The sequence below is a fragment of the Gemmatimonadaceae bacterium genome (genome assembly GCA_020852815.1).
GTDB lineage: Bacteria > Gemmatimonadota > Gemmatimonadetes > Gemmatimonadales > Gemmatimonadaceae > SCN-70-22.
In genome coordinates this window covers 20,266-40,333 of record JADZAN010000047.1, presented here as the reverse complement: position 1 = coordinate 40,333, position 20,068 = coordinate 20,266, and the positions used below count along the sequence as shown (strand labels likewise).

Below are 20,068 nucleotides of genomic sequence, written 5' to 3'. Positions count from 1 at the left end.
GCGGCTCACGCTTTGCAATGAAGGTGAGTGACTCCTCGCCTCGGGGTGCCCCGAGTGTACAGGTCGGCCGGGGAGTCGTTCCTTCCAAGTAGTTATCGGGAAAGCGCTTCGGCCTTGGTGGCCCGCGCGAAGTACGGACCTCGGAGCCCTCACAGTGGAGGGGCCATGCAGCAGATCTCCCACATCGAAGTGCGGCGCCATCCCATCTGGCAGCGGGAAGTGCACAACGAGCACCTCGTCGCACGGCCCAACGGGGCTATCTCGCCGCGCGGACGCCTGATTCTGGCGACCGTGATCGGCGTGGCCCTCGTGGCGACTATCCTGATCCTGAACGGATAGGTCGCACCCACGCGGGGGAACCCGCTGCCGAGAGGCGCCCGGAGGCGCCGGATCGCACAGGGTATCACGGAAAAGGCGCGGGGCTCCCGATTGGGAGCCCCGCGCTTTCGTTGGCACGCCGGTGGCGCGCGATGTTCAGGTCTTCTTGCTCACGGCTTCTTGAAGATCCCGCGAAGCGCCTTCTTGGCGGCGTCCTTGGGCTTCATCTTCGCCGTCGAGTCGCTCCCCTCGCCCGCCGCGGTGCACTTCTCGCTCCCCTTGCCATTCTTGGCTTCGCACTCGGCCTTGGCCTTTTCCATCTCGGCGTCGAACCCCGCCATCTGCGCCTTCATGTCGGTGACTTCGTAGCCCTTGGGGACCTCGAACAGCGAGGCATCCAAGGAGGTCTTGGCCAGCTCGGTCATCTCCATCGTCGTCTTCGACGTGGTGGCGTTCCCCTTGTCGTCGGTATCGGTGGACTGCATGACCTGCTTGACGACGATCCCCTGGATCTGGTTCGCCGCCTCCGCCTCCATGAGCTTCTTGAAGGCATCGCCGGTGGCGGCGCCAAAGCCCTTGGTGAAGTTCTTCGCCCAGGCCTCGAAGGCCCGGTCGTCGATGAAGCGATCCGCGACCCACGACTCGGTGGTCGAGTTGTGCGTCGTGCTGTTCTTGCGCCCCATGACCGACACGGTGAGGACGTAGCTGCGCGTCGTGCGATAGCGCGTGGTGGCATAGCCGAGGATCTTCTCCCCGCTGCCCAGCTTCTCGACCGACACCTTGACGTCCTTCACGTCCATCTTGACCAGCCCGGTGGCGCCGATGGCGTTCATCGCGCCGCTGAGGGCCGACGGATCCATGATGACCGCCTTCTTCTCCTTGGGGTCGACCATGATCATGGCGCCGTTCTCGGCATCGAGGATCATGTAGCCTCCCTTCTTCATCATCCCTTGCTGCTGCGCGTTGGTCTCGCCCTCGTAGTCGACGCGGGCCTTGCCCGGGATGAGGGAGACCTGCATGGACGGCTGGGCGGCCGAGCGCTCCTTCTTGTCCGATTCGACCGTGACCTTCCAGTGGAAGCGCCAGCCGTCAGCCGCAACCGGTGCGATCGTGGTCGCGTGGGGGGCCGGCGTGCGGGGCGGAAGGAGGCGCCCGGCGGGGGCGGCGACGAGGGCGAGCGACACCAGCGGCATCGCCAACAGCATCGAAGGCATCATGGGGATTCTCCGGCGTGCGAACGTAGCGACTGCGGGAAACTCTCGCTCAAGACGATTCTACGCGGGCGCGAGCCACGAAATAACTGGGGGAACCCCCAAGCTCGGCGCCACAGGTCCTGTCGTACACCAGTGGCAGGCGATTCACGGCCGTACGAAGACCGACTTCCCTCCCACGTAGGTGCGCATCACGCGCGCGTCGCGGATTGTTTCCGGGGGGATCCGCGTGATGTCGCGATCGATGATGACGAAGTCGGCCAGCTTGCCGGGCTGCAGCGTGCCCAGCTCCTGGTCATCGAACGAGGAATACGCGCTCCCCGCGGTGTAGGCGCGCAGCGCCTCCTCGACCGTGATCTTCTGCTCGGGGACCCACCCCTCCGGCCGCTTGTCGTCGAGCGTGCGGCGGGTGACCGCGGCGTAGATCCCTTCCAGCGGGGTGGGCGGGGCCACGAACCAGTCGGAGCCGAAGGCGAGCGTGGCCTTGGCATCGAGGAGCGAGCGGAAGGCGTAGGTCCCCTTGGCGCGCTCGGTCCCAATGACCCGGTCGGCCCATCGCCCATCGTCGATGGCGTGATACGGCTGCATCGACGCAATCACCCCTAACTCGGCGAAGCGCGGGAAATCGCCGGGGGCCACGTGCTGCGCGTGCTCGATGCGCCAGCGGCGGTCGCGCGGACCGTTCTCCTTCGCCACGCGCGCGAAGATGTCGAGCTGCGTGGCAATGGCGCGGTCGCCGATGGCGTGGACCGCCACGTGCAACCCGGCCTTGTCGGCCCCCGAGATCCAGGCGTAGAGCGAGTCCGGCGAGTTGAGGAAGAAGCCCGAGTCGTTGGGCGCATCGGTGAAGGGCTCGCGCATTGCCGCGGTGTGCGACCCTAACGAGCCGTCGACGAAGCCCTTCAGCCCGCCGATCCTGAGCCACGCGTCGCCGCGCCCGTTGGCCGCCACGGTATCGCGCAGCATCTGCCACGTGGAGAGCGGGACGAGCGAGTAGATACGCGTGCGCAGCTTCCCCGCCTGCCTGGCCCGGCTGAAGACCACGAGGTCGTTCCACGAGCCGGACTTGGCGTTCGCCGAACCGACGTTGTGCACCATCGTCACCCCGTGGGAGGCGACGTAGGTCATCGCGGTGTCGAGCGCGCGATCCTCGAGGGCCGCCGGCGCATCGGGGACCTTCGCGTCGATCAGGTCCATCGCGTTGTCCTTGAAAACACCCGCCGGCTCTCCGTTGGCGAGGCGAACGATCGTCCCGCCACTCACGTCCTTCGTCGCCGAGCCAACCCCGGCCGCCGCGAGCGCCGCGCTGTTGGCGAGCTTCATGTGCCCATCGAGGCGATTCACCCACACCGGGTGATCGGGTGTCACCGAATCGACCCAGGCGCGCGTGGGGAGCTCCCCGCCCCACAGCTCGTGATCCCAGTCGCCCCCCTGGATCCACGTCCCCTTGGGAACGGTCGCCGCAAAGGCCTTGATGCGCGCGACAAACTCCTGAGGCGTCTTCGCGTCGCGCAGCTGCACCGACGACAGGCGAAAGCCGCCATCAATGAAGTGGACGTGGGCGTCGATGAAGCCCGGGACGACCATCTGTCCCTGAGCATCGATCACTTCGGCGGCCTTCGCGAGCTTGCGGATCTCGGCGCTGGAGCCGACCGCGGCGATGCGCTCGCCGCGCACGGCGATGGCGTCGGCCCAGGGGCGCTTGCTATCGCCCGTCCAGACCTTGGCGTTGACGACAGCGAGGGTGACGGGGGCGCCGGCGCTTGAACCAGCCGCGCTGGAGTCGTCGGACTTCATGGTGCAGGCGGTGGAGAGTGAGGCGAGGGCGGCGAGGGCGGCTAGCATGGAGCGCATGGGAGCTGGGCCGTGGGTCGGGAGACGGGAGACGACGGGAGATGGGAGTGCGCGCGGCTTCGCCGCGCGCGGTGCTGCGGTCAGGCGAGAATGCGCAGCGGGTCCGCGGGGCGGTGGTGGGTTTGGCTGGCGCGCATCTCGCGCCGGCATTCCCGTCTCCCGTCCACCGTCTCCCGTCCGCTCTCCTACCGCCGCTCCATCGCGTCGCGCACGTCGAGCAGAATCTCGAAGTAGAGCTGCTCGCGTCGATAGGCGAAGTCGAGCGACGCCATCTGCGATTCGTCGCCGGTGGCCTTGGCGCGTTCGAAGGCCTCGCGGTACATGTCGTCGAGGTTGGCGAGGATGCGGTCGCGGGAGCGGGACATGCGGGTTCTCTCTATGGCTCGGGGAGTCAGGCGAGGGGCCTCGTCGACGGCGGGAGGGCGGCGGGCATCGTCACTCGTCTCCAGCGCATCGAGGAAGTACTTCTTGGCAGCGCCCATGAACATGCGGCGCGGGTTGAACGGATCGGTCATGCCGGGCGATGCGGTCGGGCGCGGGTTCGGAGGGCGAGCCGGGGCCACCGAGGGGAAGCACGGCGCGGGCGGAAACTAGCCCCCGGCGCCCCCGGTCGGGAACCTCCACTCCCCTTCGCGGGTTCTTAACCGCAGAAGGGGAGTAGCCACGCGGGAGCATGAAAACCCGCGCGACCGAATCGTCAGGACTGCCGGCGGACAAGGACTCGCACGCCAGGCACGGTTCGGTCGGGGTCCGATCAGGATCAGGCGAGACTTTCGGGTTCCGGGCGCATGCGCGTCGGGAGTTCGCGAGTCCGCCATTTTTCTTTTGGAAGACGAGAAGACGAGAAGACGAGAGGACGAGGGGCCGGCCCCAGCGAAGGCTGGGGAGGAGATGGGGTCGCTGTGGCTCCGTAGTCCTTTCTCGGCTCCTCGCACGCGACGCATCACCGCGCGCTTCCCAGCCTCGTCTTCTCGTCTTCTCGTCCTCTCGTCTTCTCGTCCTCTCGTCCTCTCATGAACAACGTCAAAGTGTTCGTCCTGATGGCCGGCATGACCGCCCTCTTCATGGCCATCGGGGGCGCCGTGGGCGGTCAGTCGGGGATGGTGCTCGCCTTGCTCCTGGCGGGGGCCATGAACCTCTTCATGTACTGGAACTCGGGGACGATGGTGCTGCGCGCCTATGGTGCGCGCGTCGTCACCCCCGCCGAAGCGCCCGAGCTGTACGCGATGGTCGACGGGCTGCGGCAGCGCGCCGGCTTGCCGATGCCGACGCTGGCCGTGGCGCCGCACGCGCAACCCAACGCCTTCGCCACCGGGCGCGACCCGGAGCACGCCGTGGTGTGCGTGACCGAGGGAATCGTGCAGCTGGTGAACCGCGAGGAACTCGAGGGCGTCATCGCCCACGAACTGGCGCACATCAAGAACCGCGACATGCTGTTGCAGACGCTCACGGCGACGATGGCCGCGGCAATCTCCAACCTGGCGATGGTGGTGCAGTGGGGCGCCTTGATGGGCGGACGCGATGAAGACGGCGACTCGCCGATCGGCGCCCTCGCAATGGCGCTCATCGCCCCGATCGCGGCGTCGCTGATCCAGTTCGCGATCTCTCGCCAGCGCGAGTTCAAGGCCGACGCGGTGGGCGCCGAGATCAGCGGGCGACCGCTGGCACTGGCGAGCGCGCTCACCAAGCTGGATCGCGCCGCGCATCGCATCCCGATGCAGGTGGCCCCCGCCGTCGCCCCGCTGGCGCAGGTAAACCCGCTCTCGGCGTTCAACGGCCGCGGCGTGCTGTCGCTCTTCTCGACGCACCCGTCGACCGAGGAACGCGTGGCGCGGCTGCACGCGCTGGCGGCATAGCGCCGCCGACAGGTGCAAGCGGTCGTCAGGCATCGTCATCAGCGCACCATCGCCATCACGATCTCGGCGACGATCAGGACCACGATCGCCACTTCCAGCGCCTCCGCGCGCGCCGCCTGCGCCTCGGCGTTCAGCATCTCGTACGTGTCGCGCACCAGCGTGAGCTTGCGGTCCACGCCGGCGCGCCACGCCCGCCCGCGAAAGATCTCCAGCGCCGCCGAGTAGATGCGCGCCAGGTACATGTCATCCGTCACCTTGATGGCGTTCTCCGCCCGCTCCACCAACTCGTTGCTGTCGGCAAAGAGGCGTTGCATGTCGCCCAGCAGGTTGGAGAATCGGCGCGAGAAGAGACGCAGCCGGCTGCCACGCGCCGCCTCGATACGGTCGTAGAGCTTGGGCAACTCGGCGTCGAGGATGGCGTCGTAGTAGCGCAGCTCCAGCAGCTGCGCGTTGGCAAACTCGAGGATGAACTCGACGTCGGTCACGCCCTCGGCGGGATCGAGGATCAGCGCGTTGTCCCACGTGAGGAGCGCGAGGTCGTCGGTGTGATACGAGAAGCGGTGCTGCAGCAGGTCGTCACGCGTGCGCGGCGACAGGGGCCGCCGCTCGTTGAGGAGGAGCGGCGCCACGTCGACCCGCTGCAGCAGTGCATCGCTCGCCAGCTGCACGCCGTCGTCGCCGCGCACCTCATGCAGCCGGAAGACGACGTAGTCCTCGCGCACCGGCGCCAGGCTCGGGCGCTCGATCGCCGGCGAAATGCGACGGAAGAGCAGCTGCGCGTGGTGCTCGAGCAACTCGGGAATGCCGGTGTCGGCGTCGATCGCGCTGCCGAACGCCGCGAAATCGTCCCACGAGAGCGCGCGCGGCGCCTGTAGCCGGAGGCACAGCGATACCACGCCGAAGTCGAAGATGCGCGCCGACACCTCGGCGTCCAACGCGCTGCCTGCCACCGTCACGCGTTCACCGCCAACGATGACCGAGACCGGCGGGTTGGCGATCTGCAGCGCCGCCGCCTCCCCGCGCACCGGGCGCACGCGCTCCGGCGCACTCGAGGCGAGCAGGTCGAGCGCCGCATCCAACGAGATCGAGTACCCGACGTCGAGCAATCGATACGCGTGCGCGGTGCCGCGCGTGATCACCGTCATGGAAGCTCCCGGTCTGTAGCCGCATGCGACACGCGGGGGACCGCACGCCGCGAGGTCGCCAAGGAGCCGTCAGTCCTCGTCGACCAGCTTGTTGTCGCCGGGCGGCGCCGTGTAGCGCAACGACTCGACGACACGTCCCTGCACGAGGTGCTGCTGCACGATCCGACGCCCGGCGTCCTCGTCGACACCGGCGTACCAGGTGTCCTCGGGATAGATGACGACCATCGGACCGTGGCCACACTGATTCATGCATCCCGCCTTGTTGATGCGAACCGTGTCGCCCAGCGTCGTGTCGCGCACCGCGCGCTTCATCGCCTGGAAGACCGCGACGCCGCCGGCCTTCTCGCACGTTTTCCCGAACGAGCAGACAAAGACGTGATGACGGTACTGTCCCATGTCCGGGAAGCTACGCCCCCGTCCCGCCGGGCGGAACGCCGGGTACATTGCGGGTATTCACTGGGGGTCACCTCAGGACCGTTCGCGATTCCCCCAGGCTGACTTCAGGACCTGCCATGACGTCGATTCCCGTCGCCGCATCGATCGCGGCCAAGGGCTATGCCCACCCCGAGGCGCTCGTCAGCACCGAGTGGCTCGCCGAGCATCTGTACGATGCCAACCTCCGCATCCTCGAGAGCGATGAGGACGTGCTGCTGTACGACCTGGGGCACATCCCTAACGCGCAGAAGATTGATTGGCATTCCGATCTCAACGACCAGGTGGTGCGCGACTATGTCACGCGCGATGCCTTCCAGTCGCTGCTGCGCGAGCGAGGGATCGACGAGAGCACGACCGTGATCTTCTACGGTGACAAGAACAACTGGTGGGCATGCTACGCGTTCTGGGTCTTCCAGCTCTTCGGCTTCACCAACACCCGCATCCTCGACGGTGGGCGCAACAAGTGGGAGATCGAGGGGCGCGAGATGTCGACGGTGGTCCCGGCCTTCCGCGCCACGCACTACGTCGCGCCAGAGCGAAGCGACGGGCGCATTCGCGCCTTCATCCACGAGGTGCGCGCGCACGCCGAGGCGGGGAAGCCGATGGTCGACGTTCGCTCGACCCCCGAGTACACGGGAGAACGGACGCACATGCCCGAGTATCCGCAGGAAGGGACGCTGCGCGGCGGGCACATCCCGGGGGCGAAGTCGGTCCCGTGGGCACGCGCTGCGTACGCCGACGGCTCCTTCAAGTCGGCCGATGACCTGCGCGCGATCTACGAGCAGGAGCAAGGACTGCGGCCGCAGGACGACGTCATCGCCTATTGCCGCATCGGCGAGCGATCCTCGCACACCTGGTTCGTCCTGACCTACTTGTTAGGCTACCAGGGCGTGCGCAACTACGACGGCAGCTGGACCGAATGGGGGAACGCCGTGCGCGCCCCGATCCGCATGGGAGGACAACCGTGAGTTCGATTGCAACCATCCCCGGCGTCGAGGTGAAGTCGGCCAACCGGGTGCACGTGACATGGACCGGTGGGCAGAGCTTCGAGGCCGGGCGCCCCGGTGGCGTCACCCACCGCATCGACGGCGACGCGCAGGCGGGGCCCAGTCCCGTCGATTCCCTGCTCAACGCGCTCGCCGCCTGCACCTCAATCGACGTGGTGGAGATCCTCGCCAAGCGTCGCACGCCGGTGCAGACGCTCACCGTCGACGTCGAGGGAGCACGCGCGCAGGCGACGCCGGCCCGGCTGGTCGGGATCCATTGCGCCTTCCGCATCGCCGGTGCCGGGATCGAGCGCGTGCATGCGGAGCGCGCGATCGAGTTGTCGGTGACCAAGTACTGCTCGGTGCGCGACTCGCTGGATCCCAACATCCCGATCAACTGGTCGCTCGAGCTCGAGGGCTGACGCGGGGGGGGGGTAAGCAGCACGCGGATTTGAGGCCGCCCTAAACTTGGGGTCAGAGTCACCGAACCAAATTCTCGCTGACTCTGACCCCAAGTTCGGGGGGCGCGGCGCACGATCCCAATACCCTTATCAAGGGTTCGCTCGCGCTCGAGGCATAGCCTGGAGGGCGTGTGGGGCCGCCGCGCCTCGTCAAATTGAGGTCGCCCTAAAATTGGGGTCAGAGTCAGCGAACCAAATTCTCGCTGACTCTGACCCCAATTTTCCCTGACCCCAATTTTCTTTCGGGCCTCAGCGCGCGTGACGGTACATCAACTCGATCAGCTCGTCGTACGCCGCCTCGGCCCCCTCCGGCCCCGACGCAACCGCGGCCGTGACGCAGTGGCGCAGGTGGTTTCGCATCAGCTCGCGCCCCGTGGAGCGCAGCGCCTCGTGCACAGAGGAGATCTGCGTCAGGATCTCGGGACAGTAGCGATCCTCCTCCACCATGCGCTGCAGGCCGCGCACCTGTCCCTCGATGCGGCGCAGTCGCTTGAGGTTGCGCTCCTTGATGGCCGGGTCGACGCCGACGGCCTTGCGCCCCCCCCCCACCGCCCCCCCCGGCGTCACCCCACAGCCACATCCGCACGCCGCCGTCGACTCGGCGCCCCTTTCACCACCCGTCCCTCCGCTCGCCTCCTCGCCAGCTCCGCCGCCCGCCCCGGCGCCGGGCGCCATTGCGCCGTGCGCCATTGCGCCGTGCGCCAAGGCCTCGTGCCCGTTCGCGTCATGCATGGGTCGTCCTCCCCTCTGGGTCGCGCCATGAGCGCAGGCGCAACGAGTTGCTCACCACCGAGACCGAACTCATCGCCATCGCCGCGCTCGCGAGGATGGGGCTGAGCAGGATGCGAAGGAACGGATACAGCGCCCCCGCCGCCACCGGGATCCCGATGGAATTGTAGACGAAGGCCCAAAACAGGTTCTGCCGCATGATGCGAAGCGAGGCGCGCGCCAGCGCCAGCGCATCGACCACCGACATCGGGTCGCCGCGCATCAAGGTGATGTCGCTTGCCTCGATGGCGATGTCGGTCCCCGTGCCGATCGCGATCCCCACATCGGCCTGGGCCAGCGATGGGGCGTCGTTGATCCCATCGCCCACCATCGCCACCACGCCCCCCGAGCGTTGCAGCCGGCGGATCTCCTCCACCTTCCCCTCGGGACGCACATCGGCCACGACACGCGCAATGCCCGCCTCCCGCGCGATCGCCTCGCCGGTCAGCCACGTGTCGCCGGTCAGCATCACGACCTCGAGCCCCATCCCCCGCAACGCCGACACGGCGCGCGCCGACGTGGCCTTGATCGGGTCGGCCACCGCCAGCGCGCCCGCCAGTGCGCCATCGATCGCCACGTACACCGGGGTGCGCCCGTTGGCCGACCAATCATCCACAGCAACTCGCAGCGGCGCCACATCGATGGCGTAGTCGGCCATCAGCGCCGCGTTCCCCACCGCCATGGCCCGGCCGTCGACCACCCCCACCACCCCCTTCCCCGTCACCGAATCGAAGGCCTCGGCGCGCGCGAGCGTGCTCCCCCGCGCCACGGCCGCCGCCGCGATCGCCTCGCCTAACGGGTGCTCCGACGACTGCTCGAGCGACGCCACCAGGCGCAACATCCCGGTCTCGCTCACCGCGTCGCCGATGTGCCGCACATCGGTCACCACCGGCCGCCCCTCGGTGACGGTCCCGGTCTTGTCGAAGACGACGGTCGTCACGCGCGACGCGCGCTCCAGCGCCTCGCCCCCCTTGATGAGGACGCCCAGTTGCGCGCCCCGCCCCGTGGCCACCATCACGGCGGTGGGGACGGCAAGCCCCATTGCGCACGGGCAGGCGATGATGAGCACGGCCACCGCCGCCGCAAAGGCGCGGACAAACGGCGCCGTGTCGCTGGCAATGAACCACACGACGAACGTCGCCACGGCGATCGAGAGGACGATGGGGACAAAGATCCCGCTGATGCGGTCTGCCTGGCGCTGAATGGGGGCCCGCGACCCCTGCGCATCGCGCATGAGCGTCACGATCCGCGACAGGACGGAGTCCGCGCCTAACGTGGTGGCCGAGAGGCGGAAGGCCCCGGTGCGATTCACCGAGCCGCCAATCACGCGGTCACCGACACGCTTGGGGACCGGGATCGACTCACCGGTCAGCATCGATTCGTCGACGGCGCTCTCGCCGCTCACGACGGTCCCGTCCACCGGAACACGCTCGCCGGGGCGCACGGCCAGGACGTCGCCGCTCCGCACCGCGTCCAGCGGCACCTCGACCTCCTGCTCATCGCGCACGAGCCGCGCGGTCCTCGGCTGCAGGTCGATCAGCTTCCGCAACGCCGACGACGTCTCCCCCTTGGCCCGCGCCTCGAGCGCATTGCCGACGAGGATGAGGGCGATGATGATGATCACGGCCTCGTAGTACACGTCGGGCGCCACGCCGCGGCTCACGAAGAACCCCGGCGCCAGCGTCGCCACCGCCGAGAAGGTGAAGGCGGCCCCGGTCCCGATGGCGATGAGCGTGTTCATGTCGGCGGAGCGGTGCGTGAAGGCCTGCCACGCCCGCGTGTAGAAGTGGCGCCCCGCCCACGCCATGATGATTGCCGTCAGGAGCAACAGGGCGTGGCTCAGCACCGACGCCGGGATCGCGTACACCCACGGCATCACCCGCCGCAGCGCCGGATCGAGCACGTGCATCGCCCAGCGCATGAACGGATCGCTCGTCTCCCCCATCCCGAGATGCGCATTGGCCGCCATCAGCGGCATGGAGACGATCATCGCCACGAGGCCGGCGCCAGCAGCCACGACGGCCTTGTGCCGCAACTCGACAAACTCCGCGCTGCGTGCCTTGTCCTGCGCCTCCTGCTCCTCCGCCGCGCTCCGCCCCGGCACGGGAAGCTCCGCCCCGTAGCCCGTGTCGCGAATGCGGTCCACGATCGCCTGCGCCGTCAGCTGCGACGGGTCGAACGAGACCGTCGCGCTGTTGGTCATCAGGTTGACGTTGGCCTCGACGACCCCCGCCGTCTTCCCCAGCGTGCGCTGCACCCTCCCCTGGCACGCCGCACACGTCATCCCGCTCACGGGAATGACGACGCGTTCCGTGGCTGTCATGTCGCTGAGTCCTCCACCACCAGGGTCCCGCGCAGCATGCTCATCCCGCAGGTGAAGCCGTAACTCCCCGCCTTGTTCGGGGTGAGCTCGACGACCGTCTTCTCGTGGGCCGGGAGAAAGCGGCGCACCCCGAAATCGGGAAAGACCACCTCCTCGGAGCAACTCGACTCCTCCTGCCGGTCGAAGACGAGGCGCACGCGCGCACCGCGAGGCACGCGCACCGTGGCCGGGGAGTAGCCCCCCTTCACCACGATCGGGACCTCGGCAACTCCGGTCGACGCCACCGCCGCCACCGCTCCTTCACCCGTTGAGAAGAAGAAGTACCAGTTGATCAGGACGATGAGGGTCATGCCGCCCAGCAGCACCCCCCACTCCGCCCCGTTCACGTCACCGGCGCCGCATCGTAGCCGGCATCCTGCACCGCATCGATGAGCGCCCCCAGGCTCGTCTTCTCCGCGTCGAAGGCGACAACGGCCCGCCCAATCTGCACGCTCTCCGCGACCGCCCCGTCGACGCCGGCAAGCGCCGTCTGTACCGCCTTGACGCAGTGACCGCACGACATCCCGTCGACCTTCAGCGTGACCCGTTCCATAACATCCTCCGATGGAGTGACCGGGAGGTCGTATACCCCCCACTGGTATGCAGACTAGATACGGGTGGGGGGTATGTCAATAGGGCGAGTCGCCAGGGGGTCGTGCCTGCTCGACCAGCGCCAACGACAGCGGGCCGGCGCGCGCGGCACCGGCCCGTGTGAGATCGTGAGGACTGATTGTCGTCAACTCAGCGTGAGCCCCGCCTCGCGGAGCCTGGCCATCACCTTGGCGCGCACCTCGTATGGGCAGTTGCAGTCGATCCGCGTCTCGTGCAGCGCGTGCAGGAATCGCTCGGCGAACTCGGCGTGGGGGAGGCAGTGCGAGCACTCCGTCAGGTGGCGCTTGACCGCCGCCATCCGGTCGGGGGTCAGCTCGCAGTCCACGTAGTCCCACAGCTCCTTCATGGCCGACGTGCAATCGGTGCGGTGCGTCTGGTCAGGCATCGTCGTGCTCCCGTGCGGAGGTCCCGGCCGACGCGAAGCCGGCATCGCGGGCATACTCCCGCAGTTTGTCTTGCAGCTGCCGGCGTCCCCTGAAGAGGCGCGAGCGTACGGTTCCCACCGGAACACCCAGCACCTCCGACGCCGAGTCGTAGGACTGGTCCTCCACATCGACAAGGATCACCGTGGAACGGAAGGGCTCCGGGAGTTCGTCGAGGGCGCGCGTGAGCGCGGGCGCGAGATCCACGCGCGAGAGGATCTCGTCCGATCCGTCGCGACGCATCTCGGACTGCGACTGGACGGCGGCGATGGTCTCCGCGCTGCCATCTTCCACGTCGACCTCATGGCGCAGCTTCTCGCGTGAACGGAGGAAGGCGTTGCGGCAGATGGTGAACAGCCAGCGGCGGGCATCGCTCCCCGGCTGAAAGGTGTGCCAGGACTTGTAGGCGCGCAGGAAGGTCTCCTGCACCAGGTCCTCCGCGTCGGCGGTGTTGCGCGTCAGCGAGTAGGCGAAGCGATACACGTCATCCATGTAGGGGAGCGCGTCGCGCGCGAACTCGGCGTCGCGCCGGACACGTGCGCCCTCACCCTCCCGTGAGGGATCGGGAGCGCCGGGTCGTGCCTGGTTCTCGTCCATGTGTCTGCACCTAGCCGTGAACGGGGCGTCGGGTTCCGCGTCAGGTTCCGCGTCAGGTCCATCGGACGATAACCACTGGCAGACGAGGGGGCGAGCCGGACACCGCCGCGATGAACGCGGATGTAGATTGGCCGCGTTCGGGTCGCCCCCCCGTCACCACTGGTGCCCAGGCATGTCCCCGCCGAACGTCACCCCCGCCGCGCACACCTCCGACAGCACGACGGGGAGCGCGCCGCCGCGCCTTCCGTCGTGGAGCGACGAGGCGCTGACCGCCGAACTCCCGCTCGTCCTGATGCGCATCGACCGGGATGGGCGCCTCGTCTACCTGAGCCCGTCGTGGGAGGTGCAGAGCGGCTTCACGATCGCCGAGTCGCTGGGGCGGTCGTATCTCTCGTTCGTGGATGCGGGCGATCACGCCGCGTGCCGTGCCACCGAGGCGTGTCTCTACGCGGGGCACCAGGGTTCAGGTGGGGGGCGCCTCAAGATGTACCGGAAGGACGGGACCTTTCGCGTGGCCGAGGTGCACTTCTTCGCGATGTTCGACCGCGCGGGGATGCCGGCGGGCGTGGGTGGCGTGATCGTCGACGTGACGGGGAGGCGTCACGACACGCGCCAGCAGGTGGATGCCCTGCGGATGTCGGCCGGGCGCACGCGTCTCCTCATCGAGCGCGCGACGTTCGGCGTCTTTGGCTGCACGCCGGGCGGGGCACTGGTCGACGCGAACCCCGCCATGGCCGCGATGCTCGGCTACGCCGACGCCACGGCGCTCCTGGGCGCGAACGTCTTCGACACGCTGTGCCCGGCGGGCGAGGTGCGCACGCGCTGCATGGCGTCGTTGGGGGATGGGGCGCGCGAGGTCACGTACGACCAACCCTGTCGCTGCGCCGACGGGCAGGTGGTGAAGTTGCGGCTGACGATGTCGGCGGAGCGCGATGCGGGGGGGCACATCCGCTTCCTGCAGGGGCTGGCGGAGAACATCACCGAACGCGAGCGCCGGGAGGAGATCGTGCGGCGGGGCGAGCGAATGGCGTCGCTGGGGCGCACGCTGGCTGGCGTGGCGCACGAGATCAACAACCCGCTGGCGGCCATCACCGGCTACACGCAGATCCTCCTCAAGAAGGACCAGTCGTCCGACGACCGCCAGGCGCTGGAGACGGTGCTGCGCGAGGCGCGGCGCGCCGCGCGCATCGTGAAGGACCTGCTCACCATCGCCCGCCGCGAGGAAGGCGGTTCCCGCGTGCGCGTGGACCTTCATGCGATCGTGCGGTACATCCTGGACACGCAGCACTACGCGATGGAAACGCGCGGCATCACGCTCGATGTGCAGCTGGCGGAGGGGGCGCCGCACGTGATGGCCGACCCGGCGCAGCTGGAGCAGGTGGTGCTGAACCTGGTCGTGAACGCGCGGCAGGCGCTGCAGTCGCGCCTCGACAGCGGCGCCGCGCCAGGGCCCTGGCAGCCGCAGCTCGAGGTGGACACGCACATCGTGGATGGCACGGTCACCCTCTCGGTGTCCGACAACGGCCCGGGTATCCCGGTGCACGACCTGCCGCACATCTGGGATCCGTTCTGGAGCACGCGCGGGGAAGGTGAAGGGACGGGACTCGGCCTCTCGGTGGTGCACAGCATCGTCGTGTCGCATGGCGGGACGATCGAGGTGTCGAGCGTTCCCGCGAGCTGCACGCGATTCGTCATTACCCTCCCCCTGGCGGCGGAGGTCACGCCGCCCGACATCCGCCCGGGCCGCGCCGCTCCCGGACGCCGCGTCGCCGCGCGCCCGCTCGACCTCCTCGTGGTGGACGACGAAGGGGTGATTCGCGACCTCCTCTCGCGCTTCTTCGCCACGCGCGGCCACGCCGTGATGACGGCCAGCGACGGGGCGCAGGCGTTGCGGCTGGCGGTACAGAGCTCCTTCGACGTCGTCATCAGCGACCTCCGCATGCCGGGGATGAACGGCCTCGAGCTCATCCGCCAGCTGCGCGAACTGCCGTCCTGCGCCAACACCCGCTTCATGATCTCCACCGGCGATGCCACCGCGCTCCCGCAAAATGGCGACGATGCCGCGATGGCGGGGGTCGTGGTGGTCAACAAGCCGTATGACGTCGACGCCCTCTGCGACCTGGTCGAAGTGGGATGACGGCGCCCTCCCGACTCACCCCTGCGTAACGGTCCCCATGAGCCTTGCCGACCTGCGACGCGAATACACCCTGGCCTCGCTCGACCTCAGCGACGTCGACGCCGACCCCGTTGCCCAGTTCACCCGCTGGTTCGACGAGGCGCGGCGCGCCGAGGTCCTCGAGCCGAACGCCATGACGCTGGCCACCGCCGACGCCCAGGGGCGCCCCTCGGCGCGCGTGGTCCTGCTCAAGGATGTCACCCGCCGCGGCTTCGTCTTCTTCACCGACTATCGCTCGCGCAAGGGGCAGCAGCTGGCGGCCAACCCACAGGGGGCGCTCTGTTTCTTCTGGAAGGAGCTGGAACGCCAGGTGCGGATTGCCGGCGCGGTGGAGCGCATCGCGGCGGAGGAATCGGTCGCCTACTTCACCTCGCGGCCGCTCGGGTCACGCATTGGCGCGTGGGCCTCGGTGCAGAGCGCGGTGATCCCGGGACGCGACTGGCTCGAGGCCGAGGTGGAGCGCGTGGGCGCGGCGTATCCCGACGGCGACGTCCCGCTGCCGCCGCACTGGGGCGGGTTCCGCGTCATCCCCGACGAATTCGAGTTCTGGCAAGGGCGCGAGAGCCGGTTGCACGACCGGGTGCGCTACACCCCAAACGGCGGCAGCTGGCGCATCGAGCGCCTGTCGCCCTGAGGCGCGTCAGCGCGTGCGCTGTGCCTGCTCCAGCTCCTCGCGCAGCTTGAGGTAGGACTCGTAGCGCCCGATGGCGATGCGCCCCTCGGCGAGCGCGGTGCGCACCCCGCACTCCGGCTCGGCCAGGTGGCGGCAGTCGGCAAATCGGCACAGTTCGAGGGTGGGGACAAACTCCGGGAAGCAATGGTCGAGGGCGCGCGCCTCGATCCCCCACAGCCCCACCTCGCGCAGCCCCGGCGTGTCCACCACGTAGCCGCCGTCGGGGAGGGGGTGCATGCGCGCTCCCACCGTGGTGTGACGCCCCTTGTTGACCGACTCGCTGATGGCGCCGACGCGCAGGTCGACGCCGGGATAGAGGGCATTCAGCAGCGACGACTTCCCCACGCCGGAGGGCCCGCTGAGGGCGGAGGTGCGCCCGCGCAGCGCCTCGTGCAGCGCCGCCAGCCCTTCGCCCGTCACGGTGCTCGTCAGATGCAACGGATAGCCCAACGCGGCGTACGGAGCAAAGCGCGCCGCCGCATCGCCCCGCGCGCCCAGGTCGGCCTTGTTGATCACGATCCGCGCCGCGATGTCGTTGGCCTCGGCAATCACCAGGAAGCGGTCGAGCATCTTCTCGTTCGGCGCGGGCTTCACCATCGCGAAGACCACCACGACCTGGTCCACGTTGGCCACCACCACGCGCTCGCCATGCCCCGACGGCGAGCGACGCACGAGCTGCGAGCGACGCGGGAGGATCTCGCGAATCGCCCACGCATCGCTCGCGGCGTCGTGCGTGAGCGCCACCTCGTCGCCGACGGCAAGCTTGTTCCCCGCCGCATGCTTCACGCGACCGCGCAGCGCGGCGATACGCGTCGACCCGTCGGCCAGCCGCACCTGCCACTGTCCCCCCGTTCCCTGCAGCACTGTCCCGGGGACGCCGTCGGCCATCAAGCGTCGTCCTGCACGTCGTCCTGCACGTCGTCCTGCATCACGTCCCACCAGCGGCGCCCCGCCGTGCCGCCGCCGACCGCGGCGATGGACTGTTCCAGCACCGCGCGCACCTCCGACAACGGCCAGCCACCCAGCGCCTCGCACGCCTCGCGCTCCGTGGTGCCCCAGGCGAGGCACTCGCTCTCCAGGTGCCCATCGACCCCTTGCTCGCCAATGCGGCGCCAGCGCAGGAAGAGGAAATACGCGCCGAAGGGACGCGCGGGATCGCCCGTGGCATCGCCCTCGATGGCGACGGAATACGACAGGCCGTCCGATCCCTCGAAGGCGGCGGGCCGAGCGTGCACGCGCATGTAGCCGCCGATGGTGTTGGCGTCGCCGAGCGCGTGGTCGGGCTGCCGCCACTGGCCGCCCATGCCTAACGCCTCGCGCTCATGCTTTCCTTGAGGATGCTCCCAGTCATGAAGGCCAGGTTGGCCGGGCGCTCGGCCAGGCGGCGCATGAGGTACGGATACCACTGCGTGCCGTACGGCACGTACACGCGCATGCGGTATCCCTCGCGCACGATCTGGTCCTGCAGGTCGCGGCGCACGCCATAGAGCATCTGGAACTCGAAGCGGTCGGGGGCGATCCCTTCTTCCCTTGCGTAGGCCTTGGCCGCGGCAATGATCGCCTCGTCGTGCGTGGCGATTCCCGGGTACTTCCCCGACGTCATGAGCCGCTTCATGCAGGCCACGTAGTTGCTGTCGACGTCACGCTTGTCGGGAAAGGCGACGGTCGGCGGCTCCTTGTACGCGCCCTTGCACAGGCGCACGCGGCACTGGATGTCGATCGCATTCGAGACGTCGGCCGCCGTGCGCTTGAGATAGCTCTGGAGCACGATCCCGACCTCCTCCGGATACCGCGGAAAGAGCTGCTCCTCGAACAGGAGCAGGGTGCGTTCCGTGTAGGCACTCGACTCCATGTCGAGTCGCACGAAAGATCGGTGCTGGCGCGCGCGCTCGAGGACGCGGGAGATGTTCTCGATGCACAGCGAGTCGGCGATATCCTGCCCCATCGCCGTGAGCTTGACCGAGACGTTGGAGTCGAGCCCCTCGGCGGCGATGCGGTCGAGGAGTTCGAGGTAGTGATCGGCGGTGGCGCGGGCTTCGGCGGCATTGGTGACGCTTTCGCCCAGCAGGTCGAGCGTTGCCGAGATGCGCTTGGCGTTGAGTGCGCGGACGGCGGCGATCGCGTCGTCGATGGTCTCACCCGCCACGAAGCGCGAGGCAAAGCGACGGGCGACGCCGTTGTTGCGAACGAAGCGGAAGATCCCTTGCCGGTGGGAGAGCCAGAGGAACGTCTGACGGAGCATGTGCCGTGAAGGAGTGCGGTGCCTGGCGGCGTGTTCCGCGCGGATGGGGCGGAGTCCGGTCGGCGGGCGAAATATACCGAATGCTCTTGCGGGAACGGCGTTCGGCGCGTGCCCCCTCTCTACGCACCGCGCCTCATCGGCGCTCGACACCAGGGCGCAGGCGGAGCTGTCGCCCCCACGCTTCGCGGTAGAGCCCTGCATAGACGAAGCGGTCCCCCCTTTCGCCGGCGCCAACCTGCGGCTCGTACAGGTCGCGGACCTCGTCGAGCGGGCGGATCATGCGGTGGATCGACCGTTCGACGCCGTCGAGGAGGAAGTCCCGGCCGTCGTCGCGGTAGGTGACCCAGGCGTGGCGACCGGTGGTGGCGTTAGGCATGCGGCGCATCCCGACCACGAAGGCGGCGCGGTATCCCGACTCCAGCAACTGCCGCCATGCCCAGAGCGAGAAGTCCTCGCAGTCGCCGGCGCGCAGCAGCTCGAACGTCGCCGGGTGCAACCAGTGGTCCACCTCGTCGAGCAGGTGGGCATCCTCGGCGTAGCGGCAGGCGAGCAGCCATTCGCCGACGGCGACGGGGGTGGTGCAGCGCACGCGGCACTCGCCCCCCAGGAAGTCGGCGAAGTCCCGCGCCCCTGGTCCAAAGGTTCGCAGCGGCGGGACGAGGTCGACGCGTTGCCACGGGTCGTGCGCACCGAGCCGGATCCGCTCCGCCTGCGCCAGCCCGGAGGCCTCGCGCACCCAGCGCACGATGGCCGCGAAGAGGCCCGTCCCGGTGCTCATCGGACGATGATGAGCCCCACGTCGCCGGTGAACTCGTCCTTCACGCGCGCCAGGTTGACCGGAACATCGAGCTCGGTGCGCTCGAGGCGCAGGTTGATGCGGTGAACGCCGGGGGTCACGTGGTAGTAGCCGCGCCACTCGCCGTTGGGCTGGCGAATGAGCGGAACGGGGATCCACTCGGTGAAGTCGCCGAGGAGTTCGACCGTCCTGACACCCGGCGCCCATACGCGCACCTCGCGCAGGCCGAGCGAGTCGAGCGACGGGCCGATGACGAGCGACAGGCGTTCGGTGATGGGGAGGTTGGGGCGCTCCGGGGGAGGGGGAGGGGGGAGGCGGCGCGGGGCACGCAGCGCGGCGAGTCCACCGGAGGGGAGTCGCATCCCGAGGGCGACGTAGCGTCCGCCGGGAAGCCCCTGGATGAGGTCGATGGGATAGCTCCCCACGCCCGCCGTGGCGAGGGCGCCGGCGCGCAGCGGCCAGGTGGCGTTGACGGCGCCCCACGAGTCGGTCCCGCGCAGCGCCTCGCCCAGGCGCAGCCCAAACGAAGCATCCCAGGTCACGCGGCCGCGGCTGAACGAGATGGCGGCCTCCTGGTCGGCCAGGACGTCGCCGTATTGCAGCTGCATGGGTGTGGCGGTGTAGGAAACGATGGCGCCGCGGACGCGTGCCCACCCCCCCGCGTCGCCCATCACGGTGGTGCGCCAGGCGAAGCCGTCGAAGGCGCGGGTGAGGGCGGCGCCGCCGCGCAGGGCGTAGGCGTCGGCGATGAGGTGCACGCGGGCCTGCCCCAGCAGCTGCAACGTGGGCATGAAGCCCTGCTGGAGCGTGCTGGTGGAGTTGAGCGAGACTTCGCCACGCACGGTGCGGAACCACGGCCGCAGCGGCCCGCCAGCGGCAATCGGCGCGGAGAAGCGCGAGCCGGTGATCCCACCCTGCATGGACCAGCGCCCGTCGTGGAAGAGGGAGACGAGCCCGGTGGCAAACAGCGACCCGTTGGGGCGGTCGACGGCGACGGTCTCGGTAAGGGAGAGCGCGCCTAACGTCAGCCCGTTGCTGTAGTCGACGGTGGCAAAGCCGACGTCACGCGTGCGCACCGGGGCCTGGGCACCCAGCGACGAATACGCGGACGTCAGCAGGCACAAAAGCAGTCGCGCGGCGGGGCAGAGCGCCCC

General features: G+C 69.0%; 22 protein-coding genes. 6 read left to right on the top strand and 16 right to left on the bottom strand.

Features of this window, described 5'->3' with window-relative positions:
• Nucleotides 1–165 precede the first annotated feature (165 nt).
• Nucleotides 166–339 carry a hypothetical protein gene (locus tag IT359_21420; GenBank protein MCC6931564.1) on the top strand — a complete coding sequence of 58 codons (174 nt, stop codon included), beginning with the start codon at nt 166–168 and terminating at the stop codon, nt 337–339.
• 149 nt (nt 340–488) lie between these two features.
• On the opposite strand, the gene IT359_21415 is transcribed toward IT359_21420, so the two are convergent.
• From IT359_21415 to IT359_21405, 3 genes are all read right to left on the bottom strand, one after another.
• Nucleotides 489–1,535, bottom strand: a complete 1,047-nt coding sequence (locus IT359_21415; GenBank protein MCC6931563.1) for a DUF4412 domain-containing protein — start codon at nt 1,533–1,535, stop codon at nt 489–491.
• Between the two features lie 141 nt (nt 1,536–1,676).
• Nucleotides 1,677–3,383, bottom strand: a complete 1,707-nt coding sequence (locus tag IT359_21410) for an amidohydrolase (GenBank protein ID MCC6931562.1) — start codon at nt 3,381–3,383, stop codon at nt 1,677–1,679.
• A gap of 185 nt (nt 3,384–3,568) precedes the next feature.
• Nucleotides 3,569–3,898 carry a hypothetical protein gene (locus IT359_21405; protein MCC6931561.1) on the bottom strand — a complete coding sequence of 110 codons (330 nt, stop codon included), beginning with the start codon at nt 3,896–3,898 and terminating at the stop codon, nt 3,569–3,571.
• Nucleotides 3,899–4,396: 498 nt separating this feature from the next.
• Here IT359_21405 and IT359_21400 point away from each other — a divergent pair, with 498 nt between their 5' ends.
• The gene (locus tag IT359_21400) at nt 4,397–5,239 is read left to right on the top strand and encodes a zinc metalloprotease HtpX (GenBank protein ID MCC6931560.1); all 843 of its coding nucleotides are present in this window, start codon (nt 4,397–4,399) and stop codon (nt 5,237–5,239) included.
• Nucleotides 5,240–5,277: 38 nt separating this feature from the next.
• On the opposite strand, the gene IT359_21395 is transcribed toward IT359_21400, so the two are convergent.
• Together IT359_21395 and IT359_21390 are read right to left on the bottom strand one after the other, a co-directional pair.
• On the bottom strand, nt 5,278–6,384 hold the full coding sequence (locus tag IT359_21395) for a hypothetical protein (protein MCC6931559.1): 1,107 nt from the start codon (nt 6,382–6,384) through the stop codon (nt 5,278–5,280).
• A gap of 69 nt (nt 6,385–6,453) precedes the next feature.
• A complete protein-coding gene (locus tag IT359_21390; GenBank protein ID MCC6931558.1) occupies nt 6,454–6,780 on the bottom strand; it encodes a (2Fe-2S) ferredoxin domain-containing protein in 327 nt (108 codons plus the stop codon).
• 116 nt (nt 6,781–6,896) lie between these two features.
• Between IT359_21390 and IT359_21385 the strand changes: the two genes are divergently transcribed.
• Both IT359_21385 and IT359_21380 read left to right on the top strand, forming a co-directional pair.
• Nucleotides 6,897–7,787 (top strand): sulfurtransferase, encoded by an 891-nt coding sequence (locus IT359_21385; protein MCC6931557.1) that lies wholly within the window; start codon nt 6,897–6,899, stop codon nt 7,785–7,787.
• On the top strand, nt 7,784–8,227 hold the full coding sequence (locus IT359_21380; protein MCC6931556.1) for an OsmC family protein: 444 nt from the start codon (nt 7,784–7,786) through the stop codon (nt 8,225–8,227). Before IT359_21385 ends, IT359_21380 begins: the two co-directional genes overlap by 4 nt.
• A 288-nt stretch (nt 8,228–8,515) precedes the next feature.
• On the opposite strand, the gene IT359_21375 is transcribed toward IT359_21380, so the two are convergent.
• From IT359_21375 to IT359_21350, 6 genes are all read right to left on the bottom strand, one after another.
• Complete coding sequence (locus IT359_21375; protein ID MCC6931555.1) at nt 8,516–8,941, bottom strand: metal-sensitive transcriptional regulator; 426 nt, start codon at nt 8,939–8,941, stop codon at nt 8,516–8,518.
• Between the two features lie 49 nt (nt 8,942–8,990).
• Entirely contained in the window at nt 8,991–11,357 is a 2,367-nt protein-coding gene (locus tag IT359_21370; GenBank protein ID MCC6931554.1) for a copper-translocating P-type ATPase, read from the bottom strand.
• Nucleotides 11,354–11,743 (bottom strand): cupredoxin domain-containing protein, encoded by a 390-nt coding sequence (locus IT359_21365; protein MCC6931553.1) that lies wholly within the window; start codon nt 11,741–11,743, stop codon nt 11,354–11,356. The genes IT359_21370 and IT359_21365 overlap by 4 nt, the downstream gene beginning before the upstream one ends.
• Entirely contained in the window at nt 11,740–11,949 is a 210-nt protein-coding gene (locus tag IT359_21360; GenBank protein MCC6931552.1) for a heavy-metal-associated domain-containing protein, read from the bottom strand. The genes IT359_21365 and IT359_21360 overlap by 4 nt, the downstream gene beginning before the upstream one ends.
• 183 nt (nt 11,950–12,132) lie before the next feature.
• Nucleotides 12,133–12,393, bottom strand: a complete 261-nt coding sequence (locus tag IT359_21355) for a zf-HC2 domain-containing protein (GenBank protein ID MCC6931551.1) — start codon at nt 12,391–12,393, stop codon at nt 12,133–12,135.
• Nucleotides 12,386–13,027: a sigma-70 family RNA polymerase sigma factor gene (locus IT359_21350; protein MCC6931550.1), complete on the bottom strand. Its 642-nt coding sequence runs from the start codon at nt 13,025–13,027 to the stop codon at nt 12,386–12,388. The genes IT359_21355 and IT359_21350 overlap by 8 nt, the downstream gene beginning before the upstream one ends.
• Before the next feature lie 172 nt (nt 13,028–13,199).
• Between IT359_21350 and IT359_21345 the strand changes: the two genes are divergently transcribed.
• Together IT359_21345 and pdxH are read left to right on the top strand one after the other, a co-directional pair.
• Nucleotides 13,200–15,164 carry a PAS domain S-box protein gene (locus IT359_21345; GenBank protein MCC6931549.1) on the top strand — a complete coding sequence of 655 codons (1,965 nt, stop codon included), beginning with the start codon at nt 13,200–13,202 and terminating at the stop codon, nt 15,162–15,164.
• A 37-nt stretch (nt 15,165–15,201) separates the two neighbouring features.
• Complete coding sequence (gene pdxH / locus IT359_21340) at nt 15,202–15,837, top strand: pyridoxamine 5'-phosphate oxidase (GenBank protein MCC6931548.1); 636 nt, start codon at nt 15,202–15,204, stop codon at nt 15,835–15,837.
• Nucleotides 15,838–15,843: 6 nt separating this feature from the next.
• Here pdxH and rsgA read toward each other — a convergent pair whose 3' ends face one another.
• The 5 genes from rsgA to IT359_21315 form a co-directional block, all read right to left on the bottom strand.
• Nucleotides 15,844–16,764 (bottom strand): ribosome small subunit-dependent GTPase A, encoded by a 921-nt coding sequence (rsgA, locus tag IT359_21335; GenBank protein ID MCC6931547.1) that lies wholly within the window; start codon nt 16,762–16,764, stop codon nt 15,844–15,846.
• Nucleotides 16,764–17,180, bottom strand: a complete 417-nt coding sequence (locus tag IT359_21330; protein MCC6931546.1) for a hypothetical protein — start codon at nt 17,178–17,180, stop codon at nt 16,764–16,766. The genes rsgA and IT359_21330 overlap by 1 nt, the downstream gene beginning before the upstream one ends.
• A 2-nt stretch (nt 17,181–17,182) precedes the next feature.
• Nucleotides 17,183–18,118 (bottom strand): proline dehydrogenase family protein, encoded by a 936-nt coding sequence (locus IT359_21325; protein MCC6931545.1) that lies wholly within the window; start codon nt 18,116–18,118, stop codon nt 17,183–17,185.
• 133 nt (nt 18,119–18,251) lie between these two features.
• Nucleotides 18,252–18,896: a transglutaminase-like cysteine peptidase gene (locus IT359_21320; GenBank protein ID MCC6931544.1), complete on the bottom strand. Its 645-nt coding sequence runs from the start codon at nt 18,894–18,896 to the stop codon at nt 18,252–18,254.
• Nucleotides 18,893–19,990, bottom strand: coding sequence for a hypothetical protein (locus IT359_21315; GenBank protein ID MCC6931543.1), 1,098 nt, complete (start codon nt 19,988–19,990; stop codon nt 18,893–18,895). The genes IT359_21320 and IT359_21315 overlap by 4 nt, the downstream gene beginning before the upstream one ends.
• Nucleotides 19,991–20,068 lie beyond the last annotated feature (78 nt).

What these genes read in the sequence shown, in the direction of transcription:
- IT359_21415 (MCC6931563.1), bottom strand. Translation starts at nt 1,535, where the DNA reads ATGATGCCTTCGATGCTGTTGGCGATGCCGCTGGTGTCGCTCGCCCTC.
- IT359_21320 (MCC6931544.1), bottom strand. Translation starts at nt 18,896, where the DNA reads ATGAGCACCGGGACGGGCCTCTTCGCGGCCATCGTGCGCTGGGTGCGC.
- IT359_21390 (MCC6931558.1), bottom strand. Translation starts at nt 6,780, where the DNA reads ATGGGACAGTACCGTCATCACGTCTTTGTCTGCTCGTTCGGGAAAACG.
- IT359_21410 (MCC6931562.1), bottom strand. Translation starts at nt 3,383, where the DNA reads ATGCGCTCCATGCTAGCCGCCCTCGCCGCCCTCGCCTCACTCTCCACC.
- IT359_21360 (MCC6931552.1), bottom strand. Translation starts at nt 11,949, where the DNA reads ATGGAACGGGTCACGCTGAAGGTCGACGGGATGTCGTGCGGTCACTGC.
- IT359_21385 (MCC6931557.1), top strand. Translation starts at nt 6,897, where the DNA reads ATGACGTCGATTCCCGTCGCCGCATCGATCGCGGCCAAGGGCTATGCC.
- IT359_21330 (MCC6931546.1), bottom strand. Translation starts at nt 17,180, where the DNA reads ATGGGCGGCCAGTGGCGGCAGCCCGACCACGCGCTCGGCGACGCCAAC.
- IT359_21420 (MCC6931564.1), top strand. Translation starts at nt 166, where the DNA reads ATGCAGCAGATCTCCCACATCGAAGTGCGGCGCCATCCCATCTGGCAG.
- IT359_21355 (MCC6931551.1), bottom strand. Translation starts at nt 12,393, where the DNA reads ATGCCTGACCAGACGCACCGCACCGATTGCACGTCGGCCATGAAGGAG.
- rsgA (MCC6931547.1), bottom strand. Translation starts at nt 16,764, where the DNA reads ATGGCCGACGGCGTCCCCGGGACAGTGCTGCAGGGAACGGGGGGACAG.
- pdxH (MCC6931548.1), top strand. Translation starts at nt 15,202, where the DNA reads ATGAGCCTTGCCGACCTGCGACGCGAATACACCCTGGCCTCGCTCGAC.
- IT359_21375 (MCC6931555.1), bottom strand. Translation starts at nt 8,941, where the DNA reads ATGGCGCCCGGCGCCGGGGCGGGCGGCGGAGCTGGCGAGGAGGCGAGC.
- IT359_21400 (MCC6931560.1), top strand. Translation starts at nt 4,397, where the DNA reads ATGAACAACGTCAAAGTGTTCGTCCTGATGGCCGGCATGACCGCCCTC.
- IT359_21350 (MCC6931550.1), bottom strand. Translation starts at nt 13,027, where the DNA reads ATGGACGAGAACCAGGCACGACCCGGCGCTCCCGATCCCTCACGGGAG.
- IT359_21395 (MCC6931559.1), bottom strand. Translation starts at nt 6,384, where the DNA reads ATGACGGTGATCACGCGCGGCACCGCGCACGCGTATCGATTGCTCGAC.
- IT359_21405 (MCC6931561.1), bottom strand. Translation starts at nt 3,898, where the DNA reads ATGACCGATCCGTTCAACCCGCGCCGCATGTTCATGGGCGCTGCCAAG.
- IT359_21345 (MCC6931549.1), top strand. Translation starts at nt 13,200, where the DNA reads ATGTCCCCGCCGAACGTCACCCCCGCCGCGCACACCTCCGACAGCACG.
- IT359_21325 (MCC6931545.1), bottom strand. Translation starts at nt 18,118, where the DNA reads ATGCTCCGTCAGACGTTCCTCTGGCTCTCCCACCGGCAAGGGATCTTC.
- IT359_21370 (MCC6931554.1), bottom strand. Translation starts at nt 11,357, where the DNA reads ATGACAGCCACGGAACGCGTCGTCATTCCCGTGAGCGGGATGACGTGT.